This is a genomic window from Actinokineospora fastidiosa (assembly GCF_014648415.1).
GTDB classification, from domain to species: Bacteria; Actinomycetota; Actinomycetes; order Mycobacteriales; family Pseudonocardiaceae; genus Actinokineospora; species Actinokineospora fastidiosa.
This window is the reverse complement of the sequence record NZ_BMRB01000007.1, coordinates 72,431-91,003: the sequence shown is the minus strand read 5'-3', so window position 1 is coordinate 91,003 and position 18,573 is coordinate 72,431. Positions and strand designations below refer to the sequence as shown.

Here is an 18,573-nt window from a genome sequence, read left to right as displayed (position 1 = left end):
TGCACGAATCTGGGGATGTCACCTGAATGTCCAGGAAACGGTCCTCAAGCACAGGCCGGTTCGGACCAGTCCACGATGGCATTGGAGCCGTCGACGCGCTGCACCTTCACCTGCAGGCAGAGTTCACCTGTTGCGGCGAGACTGAGTTCCGGATTGTCCACCACACCGCCGCGTTCGGGCTCGGAGGTCCGCCACGCGAAGGTGTCCGTCGCCGCGGCGGCGGAGTAGGTCCACGTGAACCGCACCTTGTCCCCGGTCCGGATGGCCTTGACGGTGGGCTTTCCCGGCGGAACCGCGAGGCCCGCGTCCGGGTCGCGCGGACCCTGCGTCGTGGTGGGCGGGGCCGGATCCTCATCGCCGGGCAAGAGCACCACCGCGCCGATCACGATGGCGGCTAGGAGTCCCGCGCCGCCGACCACGAGCGCGGCCCGGCGTGGAGGCGGTGCAGGCGGCTCGGGTTTTGGCTCCGGCAGAGGCGAAACCGGCCGGAGCGCGGTGTGAGCGGGCCGGGGCGGTTGCCGGGTCTCCGGTTGCCAGTGCGGTCGACTCGTCGGCGGTGCCAGGCCGGGCAGCGGTCGCGGACTCGTGTCCGGTGCGCCTACGGAAGAGCGCGGCGATCTGGCAGGCGCATAAGTCGGCGGAGCCGGAACAGGTCCGACGTGAATCGAGGCGAGTTGTCTGCCGAACTCGGCGGCGCTCGGCGGCCTGCGTGCCGGGTCCGGGTGCAGCGCGCGGGCCAGCAGGTTCTCCAGCGCGGACGGCACGTCCGCGCGTCCGGTCGGCGGGGCATGGCCCGCCAGCACGCGTCCGCTGACCTTCTCGGGGTCGTACTCCTCGCCGCGGAGCTCGAAGGGCGAATGACCGACCAGGAGGTGCCACAGCGTCGCGGCTAGCGCGAAGACGTCGCTCAACGGGGAGAACTCGCCGCGCTCGATCACCTCGGGAGCAGCCCAGGGCGGGGAGTAGGCCAACGTGGCCGTGGTGGCCGTGGTGGTCGCCTGCCACGCAGGTCGGGCGATGCCGAAGTCGGCGAGCTTCGGTTTGCCAGCGTCGCTGATGAGGATGTTCGCGGGCTTGATGTCGCAGTGCAGGAACTCGTTGCGATGGGCGAAGGCGACTGCGTCGGCCATGGCCACCCCGACATCGGCGACCTCGCGCACCGACAGCGGGTGGTTGGCCACCCTGGTGGCGTAGTTGCCGCGGTCGAAGTACTTCATCACCAGGCAGACGCTGCCGTCCTTGGCGTAGGTCACCTTGTTGATGTGCGCGATGTTGTCGTTCTTCTCCAACGCCGCCATCGTGTTCGCCTCGTGGAGGACCTCCGCTCGCATCCCGGCGTCGAAGAACACCTTGACGGCGACCTCGCGGTACGGCTCCTTCTCGCGGTAGAGGTACACGGCGGCGAAGCCGCCCCGGCCAAGCTCCCTGATGAACTCCATGCCGTCGATCTCGGGCGGCGGGTTCACCGACCCGCCTCGACGGTCAGGCGGTAGCCCGGCGACAGCTCGAGAACCGCGCCCGCGTCGACCACCGCGCTCTCACCGAGCCCCAGCCTGCGCGCCTGCCCGTCCGGCGCGCGCACCAGGGTGCCGTGCTCGGAGCGGTTGATCACCACGACGCCGCGGTGCTTCGGATGGATCTCCAGGTGCAGCCGGGAGACATCGGTGTGCTGCGGGAGGACTTTGATCAGCGTCATCCCCGCCGGATTGCCCCGCACGCCCGGCTCACGGCCGAGCAGCACAGCCCGGTCGAGCGGACACGGCTTGCCGGTGGGGAACACCAGCACCAGGGGCAACGGCGCGGTCCGCGATCTCGGCCCGGCGGGCGTGCTCTCGACGGACACCGAACCGAGGATGTCGTCCATCATCGGCTGCACGACGACCGGGGCGGGCTGGGCCCTGGCGTAGGTCGGAATCGAGTATCGCGGGCTGGAGTGGACGTGCGGGGTGGGCGGCAGCACCGAGGTCGGCCGCTCTTCCGGAGCGGGAACGACGTGCTCGGTCGCCGACGACGGTTCCGGGCCCGGCGGCGCGGGCTTGGCCGGGTTGAACATGCGATCGAGCTTCGCTTCGGACCTGGCCTGCGTCGAGCCGGCCGGGGGTGCAGGATCGGAAGCGCCTTCCGGTTCCGTTGCCGTCGGTGCTGGGACAGACGAAACCCGCTCCGCCGCGATGGCGCGGGCTGGCATATGCACGACCTCAGATGCTGCACCGACGGGTTCCGGATCCACAGGGGTGGCGGGAGGCTCGGGCTCACCCAGGTGCACCGCGACTTCGGCTGGGGACGTCGTCAGCCACAGTTCCCGAACACTCACCACACCGCTGAGCAGCGGCAGCGGCGAGTACGGGATGTCCTCTTCGGGCCCGTCTACCACGAGCCGCACGTCCGCGTCGGGAGGCAGAGTGTGCGTCGCCCAGGTGCGCGCGTCCTTGCCGGACAGAGCGGATTCTCCGACCAGAGCCGTGATGGAGCCCGCCAGCCGCAGCCGGTCCGGCCCCACGATGGCGAATCCCGGCAGCGCGGCGACCACTTCGAGCAGTTCGAGGAGTTCGCTGTGGTCGCCTGCGCGGCTGACCAGAGACCAGCACGCGTCGGCGGCCGGACTTGCCCATTGCACATCGGCGACCACCGACAGGGATGGACCGACGAAAGCCAGCCACGGGCCGGGCAGGTAGCTCGTCACGTCCCCGGTTCCTTCCGCGGGGCGGTCCGCGCGGCAGGACCGGCCATGCTCACGGCGTTGTCGACCACGACGACGGTTACGTTGTCGCGTCCGCCTGCGGCCACGGCGGCACCGACCAGCGCGTCGGCGAGGGTTTGGGGATCGTCTTCGGCGCCGAGCCGTTCGGCGATCTCGGCGTCGGAGAGTTCGCCGGTCAGGCCGTCGGAGCAGAGCAGGAACCGTTCGCCCGCCACGACCGGGAGCACCCGGATCTCCGGTTCGGCATCGGCGGTCCCCAGCGCCTTGGTCAGCACCATGCGGGCTGGGTGCGCTCGGGCCTGCGGTTCGGTGATCCGCCCGGCGCGGACGAGGTCGGCGACCTCGGAGTGGTCGGCGGTCAACTGCTCGACGGCGCCGTCGTGGAACCGGTAGACCCGGGAGTCGCCGAGGTTGAACACGGCCCAGTGCGGGGTTCCGCCAACCTCGATCAGGCACAGTCCGGTGAGCGTCGTGCCCATCCCGGCCTTGTCGGGTTCCCGGCTGGCGGTCGCCAGGATGTCGGCGTTGGCCTTGGCGACGTGCTGCTTCACCTCGTCCACCCCGACCGATTCGAGTTCGGCGAGCCCGGCCAGCGCGGTGACGGCGATACCGCTGGCCACCTCCCCTGCCGAGTGCCCGCCCATCCCATCCGCGACGGCGAACACCCGCCCCTGGACGAGGTGGCTGTCCTGATTGGTGCCTCGGACCGCGCCGATGTCCGTGGCGACTCCAGCGCGCATCGCGGTCACGGAAGCATCCCGAAGACCTGGGCCATGCGGTCCAGCGCTGCGGCTCTCGGCACCGGCGCCCCCCGATCCGGCGAGTGCTGGGAGTCCGAGACGGTCACGTCTCCGCTCTCGTCCACGGTGACGGACATGCTGGTCGTGCTCTCGCCGGTTGTCGCCTCGACCAGAATCGCGACCGGGCCAGTGGGTGCCAAATGCGCGTCAACGAAGCCGATGACCTGCTCCCCCAATGGCGCGCCGAGCACCCGAACGTCGAACCGCATGCCCGCGAAGGGCAGCACCGCCAGAGCAACGTGCGGGCCGAAGAACAGGTGCGCGAACCGCATCCCGGACTCCGTCCAGGCGACCGCTCGGACGCGCGTGGTGGCCGTGGTGAGCCCGGCGAGGACGGTGAGGACTTCCTGGCCCGGGACGACCGCACGCTCCCGCATCTCGCACAGCCCCCTCGCCAGCAGCGACGACTCCCCCGCCGCCTCAACACCCTCGGGATAACCCGCCAGCACCTGAGTGCGGACCACGGGCGCTTGCCTGACCGACAGGAGGAACGCCATCTCCGCGAACGTCAGCACCACCCGGTCCACGCCCGTGTCCACCTGATCCGTCGTCACTGTCCCAGCCAACCCTTCAGAAAGTCGACGCCACCGCTGATCGCACCCGCCGCGGCTTCGGCTGCCGCGTTCGCGCCCGCCCCGACGCCCTCGGCGAGGTCCCACGCCCCGTCCGCCACCGCCGAGACCCCTTCCCACACCGTGGTCGCTCCGTTGACGAAGCCGTCGACCAGATCGCGGCCCAACGTCGGATCCAACTGGGTGGCGATGCCGTAAAGCAGTCCGACGGCCCCAATCGCGATCCCCGCGGGCGGGCAGATCGCGCCCGCGACGATCGCCGCCGTGCCGAGCACCAGCCCGACCCCGGCGTTCGCGGTGTCGTTCGAACCCGGATCAGTGGCAAGCCCGTACCCCAGACTCACCGCGTCCTCGACGATCCCAACGATGCTCAGCCGCTTGCCGAGCACCGCGAGCGTCTTGGGGTCAACGCCTTTGAACGCTTTGGCGTCGATGAGCAAGTCGACGGCCCCGATACCCCAGAACACGCCATCCACGAAAGCCTTGCCAGCGGACTCGAACGGGCTGGCAGACCGTTCGAGTCCGCCCGCGCTCCACGAGCTGCCGCTCCACCCACTGCCACCCCCGTCGCCCCCGCTGGCGACCCGCTGCTGTACCGCGTTGTTCCGCAGCGCGCCCGCGCCCTCCCGCCCAGCGGCGGCGACGGCGACGAGCAGATGACTCCACCGGCCCTGCCAGTCGGCCCGGAAGGTGTCCCCATCCCGCCCGAGCCAAACGGTCCGGCCTAGCAGTGAGTTGACCTCGCAACGAATGCCGTCGACCTGGTCGGCCAGCCCGGCCAGGGCAACCCCGAGGCGGTCGAGCTGGTCCGGGTCAGCTCCCAGCATCTCCCCCATCGAACATCCTCCCACCACGCTGGCCTCTGGTCAGAGGGACCATCGCCGCTATAGGGGCAGGTGTTGCACCTGATCTTCACGCACCCCGGACGTCAGCCAAGGATCAACTAGCCGACCTGCGCGGCGGACGCCGTTCCCGCACCTGATCAGCAAGTCAGGATGGACAGGTGCGAAAGAATGTCCGGGTTCGACGCGGGTCTGGTTCGGGTCGTGTCCCTACAGGCCAGCGACGGAGATCGGAGCACGTCTCGGACGCCGACCACGAGGAAGCGGCGGGGATGAAAGAGCGTGCCGTACTCGGGCATGCGAGGGCCGCGCAATAGGCCCCGCGTCGCCGAAAGCCTGTCCCTGAGCTCATTGGGTGAGGATGCGCACCATGGTTCAGTGGACGGATGCGGTGTAGCAGGTGGGGTGTCGTTCGTAGTCTCGGGCGCAGCCCCGGTGGCGGGTGAACCATCTCGCGAATGGTCACGTGCGCTCACAATAATTACTGCGCAGGCGAGGGCGGTACCGAACTGCCAGACTGGCGGGAAACATGACAAAGCGCGTCATCGGTACTAATACCGACGCCTGGACACAGGGGGGATGGTTTCCTCTTCACTCCGATCGTCGAGTTGGCGTCTCTGAACTGGTATCGTCCAGGACTGCGCCGTATTCGGGAGTGCCCGACCGGTCTGATCGTCGCCTTCGCCACCGGCTCCAGGAGGTCCTGTGCGGGTCTTTCTCAACTACCGCAACGGCGACGGCGAGGACTTCGCCGCGATGCTCGACCGCGAGTTGTCGCCCGAGCTGGGCGCTGGGAACGTCTTCCGTTCCAGCAAGTCCGTCGACCCCGGAGCACTGTTCGCGCACTCCCTCCTGTCCACCGTCCGACGGTGTGACGCGCTGGTCGCGGTGATTGGCGTCAACTGGTTGCGCATCCTGGCCGATCGGGGCGGCCGCGACGAGATCGACTGGGTTCGGACCGAGCTGGTGGAGGCGTTCGAACACGGCGTCACGGTCATCCCCTTCTACGTCGGCGGCAGGCAGCCCTTGAAAGACGCCGACCTGCCTTCGGACCTGGCGAGGGTGGGCCTTGTCCACGGCATCCTGTTCGACCACAGAGCCCCTGAGCACGCGATCGAAAGGCTGCGCACCGTGCTGGGTCTACCCGAATCCGCGCAGAACACCGCTGCCGAGACACCGGATTCCCGCGTCGGCATCAGATCCATCGTCGCCGGTAAGGCTCAGATTGTGGGAAATAACGCCGGTCCAGTGCATTTCGGCTCCGGCAGCATCTTCCAGCTTCCCGGCGGAACCGCTCCCTGATGACTGACACCGCACCCGATAGCTCGGCGATGGGGTTTGATTCCACTGCGGCCATGGCAACCGGTTTCGTGCCAGCCGAGACGGGGATCGACCATGTCAGGGGCGATGAGGTGGCCGCGGTGGGCCAGGTCGAAGGCGCAGTCCACCAAGGCTCCGGCTCGATCAACTACTTCCTCGCTCCCGCCTCGGCACCGACGTCACCGCGCCGCAGTCCACGTGAACACACCGCCGACCTTCTCGGCGATCTGAGCGCCCGTTTCGTGGAGGGCCCGGGTTTCATCACAGCCGAGCAGCGACTGCAACAGCCGGGCACCGTGGTGCTCACTGGCGATCCCGGCACGGGCAGACGTACCGCCGCTCTCATGCTCCTGCACAGGTCCGGCGCCGGAACGTCCCGGTTCCGGGAAGTCGATGTAGACGGCAGTGACGACGACGTGGACTCGTTCACTGTGCAGTCGGGTGAGCGGATCTTGCTGGTCATGCCGGACGACAACGGCGAATCCGTTCAACGGCGGTCGAAGTGGCTGGTCAATCACCACTCCGCTGTTCGACAAGCACAGGCCTACCTCGTCGTCGTATGCAGTAGTCGCGCTCAACACCTGCTGCCCGACGAGCTTATCCAGCAGGTCTGCCGCCTCGGACGACCACAGGGAGCGGCGGTGCTCACCAAACACTTGGCCGCTCTGGGGGTTACGACCTGGCACGCGGACCTGACCAGGCACGCCCTAGCCGACCCCATGCGTGACTTGGCGCGGTTGGCCGCTTTGATCGGGCAGGCGAAGGAAACAGCTGACAACGACACCGACCCAGCCGCCTGGATCGCCGAGGGACTAGCTGCGTACACCGAACCGGTGGATCACGTCCAGATTCCCTCCAATGGGCGGGTACGCGCCCTGACGGTGATGACAGCGCTGCTGGAGCAGGCCCGCGCCGAGGCGGTCTTCACAGCCAGCGAGAGCTTCCTCCGCTCTGTCCGATACCCCGAAGACCCGATCCACCCCTTGGAGTGGGTGGACCTCGACCACCGGCTGCACGACATCGAAGCAAGAGTCGACAAGAGGCGGCGAGTGCGGTTCACCAAAGCCGCACACGGCCACGCCGTGCTCACCTATTTCTGGGACCGGTTGCCGTGGCTGCGCACTCAATTGACCGCTGAGATCAACAGCGTTCTCGGCCTCCGAGAGCTCGATGACGGCGATCGACTGCGCGTCGCCCGCCGCTTCGCGGCGCAATCCTTGCGCACCGGGCACACCGACGACCTCTTCACCGCCGTCTTTCAATGGTGTCAGCAAAGGAACCTGCAGTGGATCGGCATCCAGATCCTGGCCGACGGGCTAGAGAGCGACGCTGGTTCGGTGTTCCGGCGACAGGTGTACACCTGGGTGACACATCGCAACCTGCACCGCTACGTCGCGTTGGCCTTGGTCCGGGTCTGCTCCGAGTCCATTGCCCCGACCAGGCCCGAACAGGCGCTGGTGCGGTTACGGCACCTCACCCGAAACTATGACAGCGAAGTCGCATCGACGGCACGTGAGGCTCTGATCCTCCTGGCGAAGGACGACCCCGCGTTCCTGACCAGGTTGCTGAGCCAACTGTGCAAGGACCTTGCCGCAGACCCGGTGAAGCCGACCGACGTCACCCTGTTCACGGCAGTGATCGATCCGCGCAACCTGGCCCAGCTCACAACATCCACCCTGTCCGCAGCGGCAGACCTGACTGCCGAGGCATGGCGAGTCCTTCTGAGGCGGCACCAGGCGACCTGGCTCACCGCCCTGGAGGCGACGTTGACCGCAGCCGCCGAACACGGGCCGGAACTCCTGGTGTCCATCCTGCTCGCCTCTTGTCGAAACGACAAACAGATCGCCGACACGTTGTTCACCGGCACCCGAATCGTGGCCTCCAGAAACAGCTCAATAAGCCGTGTCACTGGACTATTGTTCATCCGAATGGTGATCGCGGAAAGCCAGACGTAGCTGACGACTGTCTTCCCTGGCCCAGTGCACGCCGATATCTCATCCAGGCAGATGAAGGACTTACGTAACCAAGACCCCACGGCGTTCATGGGTCACGGTAGCCAGCCGCGCAATGTCGACCAGCCCGGTTGCGGGTGTCCGATTGGCCAGAAGTCGCACGTATTCGACGACACGACCAGGCCGTGTTCGACCATCGCTCCGCCTGCACCGTAGAGTCGGCCTGCTACCGCTGCCTCTGCTCATCACGTACCCCTGAACGGACATCACATGGCCCGCATGACCATCGTCCAGCTCATCGATGACCTCGACGGCACCCCTGGCGAGGACATCGCCACTATTACCTTCAGCCTTGACGGGGTGGACTACGAGATCGACCTTGCCGAGGTGAACGCCGAAAGGCTCCGGAAGAGCCTCGAGGAGTTCGTCACGGCCGGGCGCCGCACCGGCGGCCGGGTGAAGCGCGGCCCAGCACCTCGGTCGACCGCCCAGGGCGCGGGCCGGTCCAAGTACGAAACCAAGGCCATCCGCGACTGGGCGCAAGCCAACGGCTACGAAGTGGCCGGCCGCGGACGCATTCCCGCCAACGTGATCGAGGCCTACCAAGCTGCCGAGCACGCCTCCAGCCCGACGTCTGCTAGCAGCGACGACAAGCCAAAGCGTGGCCGCAAGCCAGTGACCGCGGCGTTCTCCGGCTGACCCGGCTGCTTCCCGATGGCTGCAACTTCCGTCAGCAGCCCTTGAACCTATCGTCAGCCGCCCAGCCGGTGTTGGCCCAGGTCGCGGGGTCGGCTTGGCCGACTCCGGAGAAGCGGGCGGTGAGTTGGGTCATCAGCCAGGTGGTGAATCGGGCGGCGCCGTGGGGGCAGGTGTGGATGCCGTCTGAGCTGCGGTCCGCCTTGCCGTCCCTCTCGCGTTGGAAGTCGGGGCCCCACACCTCGGCGCTGTCGAGCACGATGACCCGACCGGCGGACTCTTCGGCGATCTTCTGCGCCACCGAGGCGGTTCTCCCCAGGTCGGGCATGTGCGGGGAGTAGAACTCGTCGGGGACGATGGGCGGCATGGTGACGAACACGGTGGTGGCTCCGATGCCCGTGGCGGCGTCCGCGAGGCGCTGGTAGCCGGTGCGTTGCTCGGTCTCTGTTCCCCAGTCGTAGGTGGTGACCTGGTAGATCACCACGTCCGGGCGGACGGTCTCCAGGGTCGCGGGCAGCGTCTGCCAGGTGGTCTCGGCCAGCGGTCCGACCACCCCTCCGCCACCGTCGGCGGCGATGGACGTGAAGCCCACTCCCGCGGCCTTCATGGCCGCCGCCAGCGGCAGGGCTTGGCCAGCAGCGATGGAGTCTCCCATGAACAGGACCTTCGACATGCGTGGACCGCTGGTCGAGACCGTGCCGGGGGAGGCGAGCGCGCCCGGGTCGACGGTCTGGGCCGCGGGGCGCGGCACGACGACCCACAACAGGGCCAGGGCCGCCATCACCGCGGCGAAGACGGCGATCCCGGTCCGCCCTCGTGCCCACCCCGCCCGGAACCGGACCGGGTCTTCGACGAACCGGCGGGACAGCGCGGCCAGACAGATCGACACGGCGCACACCAGTGTGGCCCACAGCCAGCCGCTCACGCCGAGCCGCTCGGGGGTGAGGACGAGAAACACCGGCCAGTGCCACAGGTAGAGGCTGTAGGAGATCAGTCCCAACCAGCGCAGCGACGGCGTGCCCAACATGCTCGCGACGGTGTTCTCCGGAGCCTGCGCGCACAGCGCCACCAGTGCCGCGGCGGCCAGCGAGTGAGCGAACAGTCCGCCATGGAACAGCCCTCGGGACGTCTCGCCGTCGACCAGCAGCCAGGACATCGCGATCCCGGCCAGCAGGACAGCGCAGACCGCTCCGGCCAGCCTGCCGGTGATCCGGCGCAGCAGGTTCCTGGCGGGTTCGGTGGCCGCGAGCGCGCCGAGCATGAGGGAGAAGGCGCGGGTGTCGGTTCCGGTGTAGACGCGGGTGGTGTCCCCGTCCCCGACCAGCAGGACCATCAGGGCCAGGGAGGCAAGGGAGACGATAACGGCGAGAAGGGCGACCGTGCGCGATACCCGAGCCGTCCGCCGGACGAGCAGCAGTACGGCGACCGGCCAGAGCAGGTAGAACTGCTCCTCCACGGCGATGCTCCAGAGGTGGCCGAACAGCCGGTCCGCCCCGAAGCGGTCCCAGTAGCCCGCCGACTCGCCGATCAGGTGCCAGTTGACCAGGTTCAGCTGCACCCACGGTCCGTCCGACAGCGCTGAGGACCACAGATCGGTCATTCCCGCCGCCCAGACGACCACGGTCGCGATGACGAGCACGACGACGAGCGCCGGGGCCAGGCGCCTGATCCGACGCTGGCAGAACGCGGTGAGCGACACCGTTCCGGTGGCGGCGGCCTCCCGCAGCAGGAGGTCGGTGATGAGGTAGCCGGACAGGGCGAAGAACAGGTCGACGCCGAGGAAACCGCCGCTGATCCCGCCCGCGTGGAACAGCAGGACCGCGGCGACGGCCAGGCCGCGCAGACCGTCCAGAGCCGGGATGCGCGCACCGGGGCTGAGGGTGGCAGGTGTCCGAGACACCTGGTGCAGTTGTGTCATGCCGTCCACGATCGACAGACGATGCACAGGACGGGTCCGAGCCGTGTCGCGGTTCTGTCGCAGCCGACTTGGCACGTCAGGCGGGCAGCGGGCAGCCGAGGGGTCCGGTTCCGCTGCCGTCGGTGAAGGTCAGCGCGACCGTCATGTCCGCGGGCCCGCCGCTCTGCCGGTTCACGCCGAGGGCGGTGCACACGATCTGCTCGATCCCGCGCTCCCCCACCTCGTGGCGGGCCAGCGGAACCGCCACGCTCGTGACCGTTCCCGAGACCGTCACCTGGGGCCCCAGCGACTCGACCGGTCGCAGGTCCGACCGCAGGCCGTCTTGCGGCGCTCCGCCGCCGCGCAACAGCAGTTCCAGCGCCGCGGTGATGCCGCCGAGCCTGCCGGTCGGGACGAGATGGGGCACGAGGTCCCCGCGGGCGTCGAGGTAGTAGAGGACGACGCCCGGCGCGACGCCGGTCGGCGCACGGCCGCCGCCCATCACCTCCGACGGCGCCACGCCGCATCCGGCCAGGAGCACCAGGACCGAGGCGGCGACCGCCCTGCGGATCACCGCGCCGCTCCCGGCAGCCGCAGCACGAACCGCGCGCCCGCGCCCGGCGCGTCGCCCGCCTCGATCACACCGCCGTGCAGGCGGGCGTTCGCCAGGGCGATCGACAGCCCCAGACCGCTGCCCTCGGAACGGGTGCGCGCCGCGTCGGCCTTGTAGAACCGCTCGAACACGCGGGTCCTCACCTCCTCGGACAAGCCCGGTCCGTGGTCGACGACCTCCAGCTCCACATCGCCCCCGTCAGCGCGGAGCGACACCCGCACGGGCGGGCGGCCGTGCCGCAGCGCGTTGCCCACGAGGTTGGCCACGATCACGTCAAGGCGGCGCGGGTCGAGGCGGGCCCGCAGGCTCTCCGGCGCCTCCAGCTGCACCTCGCCGCTCCAGCCCCGCGACGACAAGCACGCGTGCACGGTGCGCGGCACGTCCACATCGTCCAGGAGCAGCGACGCGCGGCCAGCGTCGAACCGGGAGATCTCCACCAAGTCCTCCACCAGCCGGGCCAGTCCGCGGATCTCCTCGGCCGCCAGCAGGACCGACGTGCGGGCGTCGGCGGGCAGCAGGTCGGCGTCGGCCTCCAAGACCTCCGCGACCGCGACCAGTGTCGTCAGCGGCGTGCGCAGTTCGTGGGAGACGTCCGCGACGAAGCGGCGGGCGTCGGCCTCCATGCCGCGCAGCTCGGCGACGGTGCCCTGCAGCCGCTCCGCCATCCGGACGAACGCGCGGGCCAGGTCCCCCAGTTCGTCCGACCCCCGCACCGGCGGCCGGACGGCGAGGTCGCCGCCCGCCATGCGGTCGGCAGCGGCGCGCAGTTCGCGGACCGGGCGCAGCACCCGCCCGGCCACCACCAGCGCAATCAACAGCGCCAGCGGCAGGGCGAGGACGGTGGTCAGCACCGCGGCACGCGCGGAGTCCGCGATCCGCGTCTCGGTGGCCGACAGGTCGCGGACGGCGTAGACCTCGATGCCCGAGTCCCGTCGGGTGCCGTCCATCAGGGTTTCGAGCACAGGTGTGCCGAGCACCAGGCGGGGCCCGTCGACTGCGGATACGCGCTGCAGCACCATCTCCTGCCCTGCGCCCACCGCGTCGCGCAACTCCCGGGTGACGGCGTCCAGGTTCGGGCCCACGGCTGACACCAGCTCGCCGTAGACGACCATCGTCGAGGTCCCCAGAGCCACCCGCATCTGGTCGAGAGCCTGCTGGTCGGGAGGATAGTCCACGGTCACGGCGACCTCCGCGACTCGGCGCCGCAGATCCTCGGCCGCCCCGTCCTGCACCTCGGCCACCAAGGCGGCGCGGGAGGAGGTGAACCCGGCTCCCGCCGCTGCGGCCGCCCCGAGCACGGCGACAAAGACGAAGCCTGCGACCATGCGCGGGCGCAGCCCCGTGAACCGCAGCCAGGACCGCGTTCTCACGTCGGCCCGAAGCGATAGCCGAAGCCGCGCACCGTCTGCACGAACACCGGGCGCGCCGAATCGTCCTCGATCTTGGCCCGCAGCCGCTGCACGCAGTTGTCGACCAGCCGGGAATCGCCGAGGTAGTCGTGCTCCCAGACGGCCTCCAGCAGTTGGACACGGCTGAACACCTGTCCTGGCGAGGCGGACAGCACGAGCAACAGGCGGAGCTCGGTCGGCGTCAACGACACCTCCACCCCCCTGCGGGCCACCGTCAGGGAGGCCCGGTCAATGGTGAGCGTGCCGTGTCGGTCGACCCGCGCCGCGCCCGCTCCGGTCCGGCCGCGGCGCAGGACCGCCCGGATGCGGGCGTCGAGCACCCTCGGCATCACCGGTTTGACCACGTAGTCGTCCGCGCCTGCCTCCAGCCCGCCCACGATGTCGAAATCGTTCCCGCGGGCGGTGAGCATGATGACCGGCACGTCGCCCTCGGCCCGCAGCCGCCGACACACCTCGAACCCGTCCACCCCCGGCAGCATCAGGTCCAGCACCACGACGTCCGGGGGAACGCTCCGGGAGCGGCACAGCCCCTCCTCGCCCGTGCGCGCGATCCGCACCCGGTGCCCGTGCCTGCCCAGCGCCAACTCCAGACCACGGCAGATCGACGGGTCGTCCTCGATCAGCAAAACCTCCGCCACAAGCCGATTATGTCCACCGCGTTCCACGTCGAGGTCATTCACCGTCTGATTGCGACGTAGTTCGGACATCGCGAGATCTGCCGCCGCAAGTCATTCACTGGCGCCTATCGCGGTGAGGACGTGGGTTCGGGCTGCGCGGCGGGCGGGCCATTGCGCGGCGAGCAAGCCGATCACCGTGGTCACGGCGACGAACCCGGCGAGCCTGCCCCATGGGATCACCACCGGCAGGCCGCCCTGGGTCAGGACCACCGCGACGCCGACCACGCCGCCCGCGACGAGACCGGTGAGGGTGCCGAGCAGGGCGATGAGGACCGATTCCAGGCGCAGCACGGTGACCACATCGCGACGGCCGAGGCCGATGGCGCGGAGAAGCCCGATCTCCCGGGTGCGCTCGATCGTGGACATGGTCATGGTGTTCACGACGCCGAGCGCGCCGATCAGCACGGAGATGCTGAGTAGGGCGTAGAGGATGTTCAGGAAGGGGTCGAAGCGCGCGCCCTCGGCGTCCCGGTGCTCGGCGCGGGTGCGCACCAGCATCGTGGGGTTGTCGAGCGCGGCGGTGATCTCCCGCTTCAGCGCGTCGGCCTGGCCCGGTTCGGCCTGGACGAGCACGGTGGTCGGCGTCCGGTCCTCGGGCAGGACGGCGGCGTCGACGAGGGCGTCGTGGTGGAAGCCGTCGGGAGCGTCGTAGACGGCCACCACCGGCAGGGACACGACGGCCCCTGCCACATCACCGGAGGCCACCGACCCGACCCGCCACCCCGTGTCGGCCGCCGTCTCGGTCGAGACGGCCATGCCGCGCCGGAGGTCGAGCGTGCCGTCGGTGACCCGAATCGGGACCAGCCGCGCGATGGTCGTCGGGTCGACGCCCGTGACGCCGACGCGGTCGTCGCCGAGGTCGAGCACGGCCGGGACGATGGGGGTGACGGCGCGTGCGCCGGGCAGTCCGGCGACCCGGGCGGGCAGGTCGGCGGCCGCGGTGGCGAAGTCCATAGGCGTGATCCGCACGTCGGCGGCGTCGCCGGTCTCGGCGTCCCGCTGCGCCTTGGCCGCCACCGAGGCGATGGGGACGGTGACGGCGGCGCAAATGGCCAGGCCGGTCATCAGCGCGCTCGCGGTGGCCGCCGTGCGGCGGGGATTCCGGCGGGTGTTTTCCGCCGCCAGCGTCCCCCGGACGCCCGCGATCCGGGTCAGCGGCCCGCGCACGAGCGCGGTCAGCGCGGTGGCCAGCAGCGGGACCATGGCGACGAGACCGAGGAACAGCAGCGGCGCTCCCAGGTAGACGAGGTCCTGGGAACCGGAGAACAGCAGCGCCGACCCGAGGACAGTGGCGGCCGCCCCTCCAACGGTCCGTGTCCGCGATGACGCGGTGGTCGGGGGCAGGCCGGTGCGCAGCGCGGCGATCGGTGGGACGGCCGCGGCCCGGCGCGCGGGCAGGTAGGCGGCGGCCACGGTGACGCCGAGCCCGACGGCGACGGCGGCGACCACGGGCACAGGGGTGAACGGCCGCAGCGGCACCGGCGGCCCGTCACCCACGCCGAACAGCCCGTTGAGCGCCCATGCCGCGGCGATGCCCAGCGGGTGCCCGAGGACGGTGGCGACCGCGCCGAGCAGGGCGGCCTCGGCCAGCACGCCGCGCATGACCTGGCGGCGGGCCGCGCCGACCGCGCGGAGCAGGGCGTGCTCGCGGGCGCGGGCCGCGGCGAGCATGGTGAAGGTGTTGGCGACGGTGAAGACCGCGACGAACACCGCGACCGCCGCGAAGCCCAGCAGGATGGCGGTCAGCTTCTCGCCGTCGCCCGCCGCCGCGTTCGAGGCGATGTAGGCGTCCTCGGGCAGCAGCGGGACCAGCGCGGTGGTGTCGGGCGCACCCGACACCTCGATCGCGGTGTGGCCGAACAGCCTGTGGGCGGTCGCCGGGTCGAAGGCCATGAACGTGCCGCCCATGGGGTCAGCGGCGACGACGCCTGACACCCGTGCGTCTCGGGCGACGCCGCCGACGATGACGCGGACGACGTCGCCGACGTCATAGCCGGTGCGCCGGGCGGTCTGGTCGTCGATCACGACCTCACCGGGACCACCGGGCGCGTGACCGCGCACGGTGTCGCCCACGTGGTCCGCGCCGACCGCCCATTCCGGCGGTCCGACCACGCCGCCGTCCGGGCCGACCAGGAACGCGCGGCCGGTCGAGCGCAGGCGGGCGGACTGCACCCCCGGCGCCTCGGCGATCCGGGCCGCGAGGGCGGGGGTCATGGCCGCGCCCTCGATGACGATGCCGCTGGGCTGGGCACGGTCGAGCGCGGCGCGCACCGAGGCGCCGTAGAGCAGCGCGCCGGACACGAACGCCACGCCGAGCACCACCCCGACCAGCGGCAGCACGAAGCGCGACCACTGGGCGACGACGGCGCGCACCGCCATGCGGATCACCGGCCCACCGCCGGGGAGTCGAAGCGGCGCATGCGGTCGAGCACCCGCTCCGGCGTCGGCTCGGGCATCTCGTCGACGAGCGCGCCGTCGGCCAGGAACAGCACGCGGTCGGCGTAGCCCGCGGCGATCGGGTCGTGGGTGACCATCAGCACGGTCTGCTCCCACTCCCGTGCGCAGCGGCGCAGCAACTCGAGGATGCGGGCGCCGGAGCGGGAGTCCAGGTTGCCGGTGGGCTCGTCGGCCACGACGATCTCCGGCCGGGTGACGAGGGCGCGGGCGCAGGCGCCCCGCTGCTGCTGGCCGCCGGACAGCTGGGCGGGCCGGTGGTCGAGCCGGTCGCCCAGCCCGACGGCGGCGATGACCTGTTCGGTCCACGCGCTGTCCGGCCGCCTGCCCGCCAGTGCCAGCGGGAGGGTGATGTTCTCCCACGCGGTCAACGTCGGCAGCAGGTTGAAGGACTGGAAGACGAAGCCGACCCGCTCCCGCCGCAGCGCGGTCAGCGCGTCGTCCGACAGCGCGCCCAGATCCGTGCCGCCGAGGCGGGCGGTGCCCGACGTGGGCGCGTCCAGCCCGGCGAGGCAGTGCATGAGCGTCGACTTGCCCGAGCCGGACGGTCCCATCACCGCGGTGAACTCGCCGCGGCGGAAGACCGCCGACACACCGGAGAGCGCGACGACCGCGTTCTCCCCGTCCCCGTACACCTTGCCGAGCGCGACCGCCTCGGCCACCACTTGTCGCTCCACGTGACCATCGTGGACACGCACGGCGGTGTCCGGATCATCCGCTCGGCCGAGCCGCACCGGCCTGATCAGCCGAAAGGATGAGGCGAGGGCTCGTGTGCTGCTATAGCGTCCCGGTCATGCCTTCCGCGTTCGTGTCGCTGTCATGGGCACAGCGGGTGACCATCGCCGTCCTCTGCGCGACAGCGGCGGCGGTGCTGGTCGTCGAGGTGTTCTCCGCCGAATCGGTGGTCACCGCGGCCGGGGTCGCCGTCTGCGGGGTCCTCGCCGTCACCGCGCTGTTCATCCCCCGGCTGGTGCTGCCGTCAGCCCTCCTGTCGGCCGGGTTCTCGCTGGCGTCCCTCGCGCTGCCGGTGCGGCTGGACAACACGTTCGGGCTGGTAGAGCTGAGCGCGCTGTCGTGGCTGGTGGTGCACGTCGTGATGGCGCGGACCCCGCGGCGGGCCGTGGGGTCGGCGCTGGCGCTGGGCGCGGCGATCCTGCTGCTGCCGCTGCGGCTGGCGCCGACCGAAGCTGTCGCGCTGATCGGGGGCGCTCTCGCGCTGGGGGTGCCGTTCCTGGTGCTGCTCGGCCTGTACCTGCGGCTGCACGAGCGCCGCAGGGCCGACGGGTTCGCGATGGCCCGCCAGGAGCAGCGCCTGGAGTACGCCCGCGACCTGCACGACTTCGTCGCCCACCACGTGACGGCGATCGTCGCGCAGACCAAGGCCGTCCGGTACACCACGGCGGCCGGGAGCCCGCCGTCCCCCGAGGACCTCGACGGGATGCTCGCCGCCATCGAGACGGCGGGCTCGGAGGCGCTGACCTCGATGCGCGGCATGATCACCGTCCTGCGCGGCGACGCGGAGCCGCCCCGGCCCAGCACCCTAGGCGAGGTGGTGCGCGCCGCCGCCGACCGCTTCCCCGGGCCCGCCGTGGTGACCACGTCGCTCGACGACGGGCTCGCCGCCCGGGTTCTGCCGGACACCGTGGTGGAGACCGTGCGGCACGTCGTCCAGGAGTCGCTGACCAACGTGCTCCGGCACGCGGAGGACGCCTCCGCCGTGGAGATCAGCGCCCGGCAGGACGCGGCTGGCGTCGCGGTCACCGTCCACGACGACGGTCCCGGCAAGCCCGGGACAAGCCCCGGCTTCGGCCTCGTCGGCCTCGCCGAGCGCGTCACAGCCGCAGGCGGCGTGCTCGACGCGGGCCCGGCGCCGACCGGCGGCTGGCGGGTCGTGGCGACACTGCCATCATCGGGCGCATGATCCGCGTGCTGATCGCCGACGACCAGGCGATGGTCCGCTCGGCGTTCGGGATGATCCTCGGCGCGCAGCCGGACATGGCCGTCGTCGCCACCGCGGCCGACGGCGAGTCCGCGGTCGAGCAGGCCCGCCGCCTGCGCCCCGACGTCTGCCTCCTCGACATCCGCATGCCGCGCCTCGACGGGCTCACCGCCACCCGGCTGCTCGCCGGACCCGACGTCCGCGACCCGCTCAACGTCGTCATCGCCACGACCTTCGACCTCGACGAGTACGTCTACCAGGCGCTCCGCAACGGCGCGTGCGGCTTCCTCCTGAAGGACTCCTCCCCCGCCCTGCTGGTCGAGGCGGTCCGCGCCGCCGCGTCCGGCACGGCCCTCATCTCTCCCGCCATCACAGTCCGGCTCCTCGCCCACCTCGCCCCCCTGCACAGGCCCGAACCCGAGGACCCCGGCCCCGTCGACCCGCTCACGGACCGGGAACTCGCCGTCGCCCGCCTCGTCGCCCGCGGCCACACCAACGAGGAGATCGCGGGTCATCTGTTCGTCACGCTGGCGACGGTCAAGACCCACCTGGCCAACATCCAGCGCAAACTCCGCGCCCGCAACCGGGTGGAGATCGCGGCGTGGGCGTGGCGGACAGGCACCGTGACCACCTGACTCCCTTCGCCGATCGCATTGACGGTCAGCGGTGCCACCCGCCATACCGGTTGGGTGGCCGTTGAT

At 70.7% G+C, this 18,573-nt stretch carries 16 protein-coding genes; 5 read left to right on the top strand and 11 right to left on the bottom strand.

Going from position 1 to position 18,573, the window contains the following annotated elements:
• Nucleotides 1–44: 44 nt before the first annotated feature.
• The 5 genes from IEY98_RS28050 to IEY98_RS28030 are packed head-to-tail and all read right to left on the bottom strand — an operon-like array spanning nt 45 to nt 4,909.
• Nucleotides 45–1,466 (bottom strand): serine/threonine-protein kinase, encoded by a 1,422-nt coding sequence (locus IEY98_RS28050; RefSeq protein WP_189213679.1) that lies wholly within the window; start codon nt 1,464–1,466, stop codon nt 45–47.
• Nucleotides 1,463–2,683: a hypothetical protein gene (locus tag IEY98_RS28045; protein WP_189213678.1), complete on the bottom strand. Its 1,221-nt coding sequence runs from the start codon at nt 2,681–2,683 to the stop codon at nt 1,463–1,465. Before IEY98_RS28045 ends, IEY98_RS28050 begins: the two co-directional genes overlap by 4 nt.
• Nucleotides 2,680–3,441, bottom strand: coding sequence for a PP2C family protein-serine/threonine phosphatase (locus IEY98_RS28040; protein ID WP_189213677.1), 762 nt, complete (start codon nt 3,439–3,441; stop codon nt 2,680–2,682). The genes IEY98_RS28045 and IEY98_RS28040 overlap by 4 nt, the downstream gene beginning before the upstream one ends.
• A gap of 5 nt (nt 3,442–3,446) precedes the next feature.
• Complete coding sequence (locus tag IEY98_RS28035) at nt 3,447–4,028, bottom strand: hypothetical protein (protein ID WP_189213676.1); 582 nt, start codon at nt 4,026–4,028, stop codon at nt 3,447–3,449.
• A 23-nt stretch (nt 4,029–4,051) separates the two neighbouring features.
• Entirely contained in the window at nt 4,052–4,909 is an 858-nt protein-coding gene (locus IEY98_RS28030) for a hypothetical protein (protein ID WP_189213675.1), read from the bottom strand.
• Between the two features lie 711 nt (nt 4,910–5,620).
• Between IEY98_RS28030 and IEY98_RS28025 the strand changes: the two genes are divergently transcribed.
• From IEY98_RS28025 to IEY98_RS28015, 3 genes are all read left to right on the top strand, one after another.
• Nucleotides 5,621–6,217, top strand: a complete 597-nt coding sequence (locus IEY98_RS28025) for a TIR domain-containing protein (protein ID WP_189213674.1) — start codon at nt 5,621–5,623, stop codon at nt 6,215–6,217.
• Nucleotides 6,217–8,190 carry a hypothetical protein gene (locus IEY98_RS28020; protein WP_189213673.1) on the top strand — a complete coding sequence of 658 codons (1,974 nt, stop codon included), beginning with the start codon at nt 6,217–6,219 and terminating at the stop codon, nt 8,188–8,190. Before IEY98_RS28025 ends, IEY98_RS28020 begins: the two co-directional genes overlap by 1 nt.
• A 276-nt stretch (nt 8,191–8,466) precedes the next feature.
• Nucleotides 8,467–8,886 (top strand): histone-like nucleoid-structuring protein Lsr2, encoded by a 420-nt coding sequence (locus IEY98_RS28015; RefSeq protein ID WP_308425935.1) that lies wholly within the window; start codon nt 8,467–8,469, stop codon nt 8,884–8,886.
• Nucleotides 8,887–8,917: 31 nt separating this feature from the next.
• Here the strand turns inward: IEY98_RS28015 and IEY98_RS32910 are convergent, their stop codons facing one another.
• The 6 genes from IEY98_RS32910 to IEY98_RS27985 form a co-directional block, all read right to left on the bottom strand.
• Nucleotides 8,918–10,801: an SGNH/GDSL hydrolase family protein gene (locus IEY98_RS32910; RefSeq protein WP_229787606.1), complete on the bottom strand. Its 1,884-nt coding sequence runs from the start codon at nt 10,799–10,801 to the stop codon at nt 8,918–8,920.
• Between the two features lie 76 nt (nt 10,802–10,877).
• Nucleotides 10,878–11,354: a hypothetical protein gene (locus IEY98_RS28005; RefSeq protein WP_189213671.1), complete on the bottom strand. Its 477-nt coding sequence runs from the start codon at nt 11,352–11,354 to the stop codon at nt 10,878–10,880.
• Nucleotides 11,351–12,763: an ATP-binding protein gene (locus tag IEY98_RS28000; protein ID WP_308425934.1), complete on the bottom strand. Its 1,413-nt coding sequence runs from the start codon at nt 12,761–12,763 to the stop codon at nt 11,351–11,353. Before IEY98_RS28000 ends, IEY98_RS28005 begins: the two co-directional genes overlap by 4 nt.
• Entirely contained in the window at nt 12,760–13,440 is a 681-nt protein-coding gene (locus IEY98_RS27995) for a response regulator (RefSeq protein WP_189213670.1), read from the bottom strand. Before IEY98_RS27995 ends, IEY98_RS28000 begins: the two co-directional genes overlap by 4 nt.
• 90 nt (nt 13,441–13,530) lie before the next feature.
• Nucleotides 13,531–15,858 carry an ABC transporter permease gene (locus tag IEY98_RS27990; RefSeq protein WP_229787648.1) on the bottom strand — a complete coding sequence of 776 codons (2,328 nt, stop codon included), beginning with the start codon at nt 15,856–15,858 and terminating at the stop codon, nt 13,531–13,533.
• 5 nt (nt 15,859–15,863) lie between these two features.
• Nucleotides 15,864–16,610 carry an ABC transporter ATP-binding protein gene (locus IEY98_RS27985; RefSeq protein ID WP_189213668.1) on the bottom strand — a complete coding sequence of 249 codons (747 nt, stop codon included), beginning with the start codon at nt 16,608–16,610 and terminating at the stop codon, nt 15,864–15,866.
• 116 nt (nt 16,611–16,726) lie between these two features.
• Here IEY98_RS27985 and IEY98_RS27980 point away from each other — a divergent pair, with 116 nt between their 5' ends.
• Together IEY98_RS27980 and IEY98_RS27975 are read left to right on the top strand one after the other, a co-directional pair.
• Nucleotides 16,727–17,854, top strand: coding sequence for a sensor histidine kinase (locus tag IEY98_RS27980; RefSeq protein WP_189213667.1), 1,128 nt, complete (start codon nt 16,727–16,729; stop codon nt 17,852–17,854).
• Nucleotides 17,851–18,507 (top strand): response regulator, encoded by a 657-nt coding sequence (locus tag IEY98_RS27975; protein ID WP_189213666.1) that lies wholly within the window; start codon nt 17,851–17,853, stop codon nt 18,505–18,507. The genes IEY98_RS27980 and IEY98_RS27975 overlap by 4 nt, the downstream gene beginning before the upstream one ends.
• Nucleotides 18,508–18,573 lie beyond the last annotated feature (66 nt).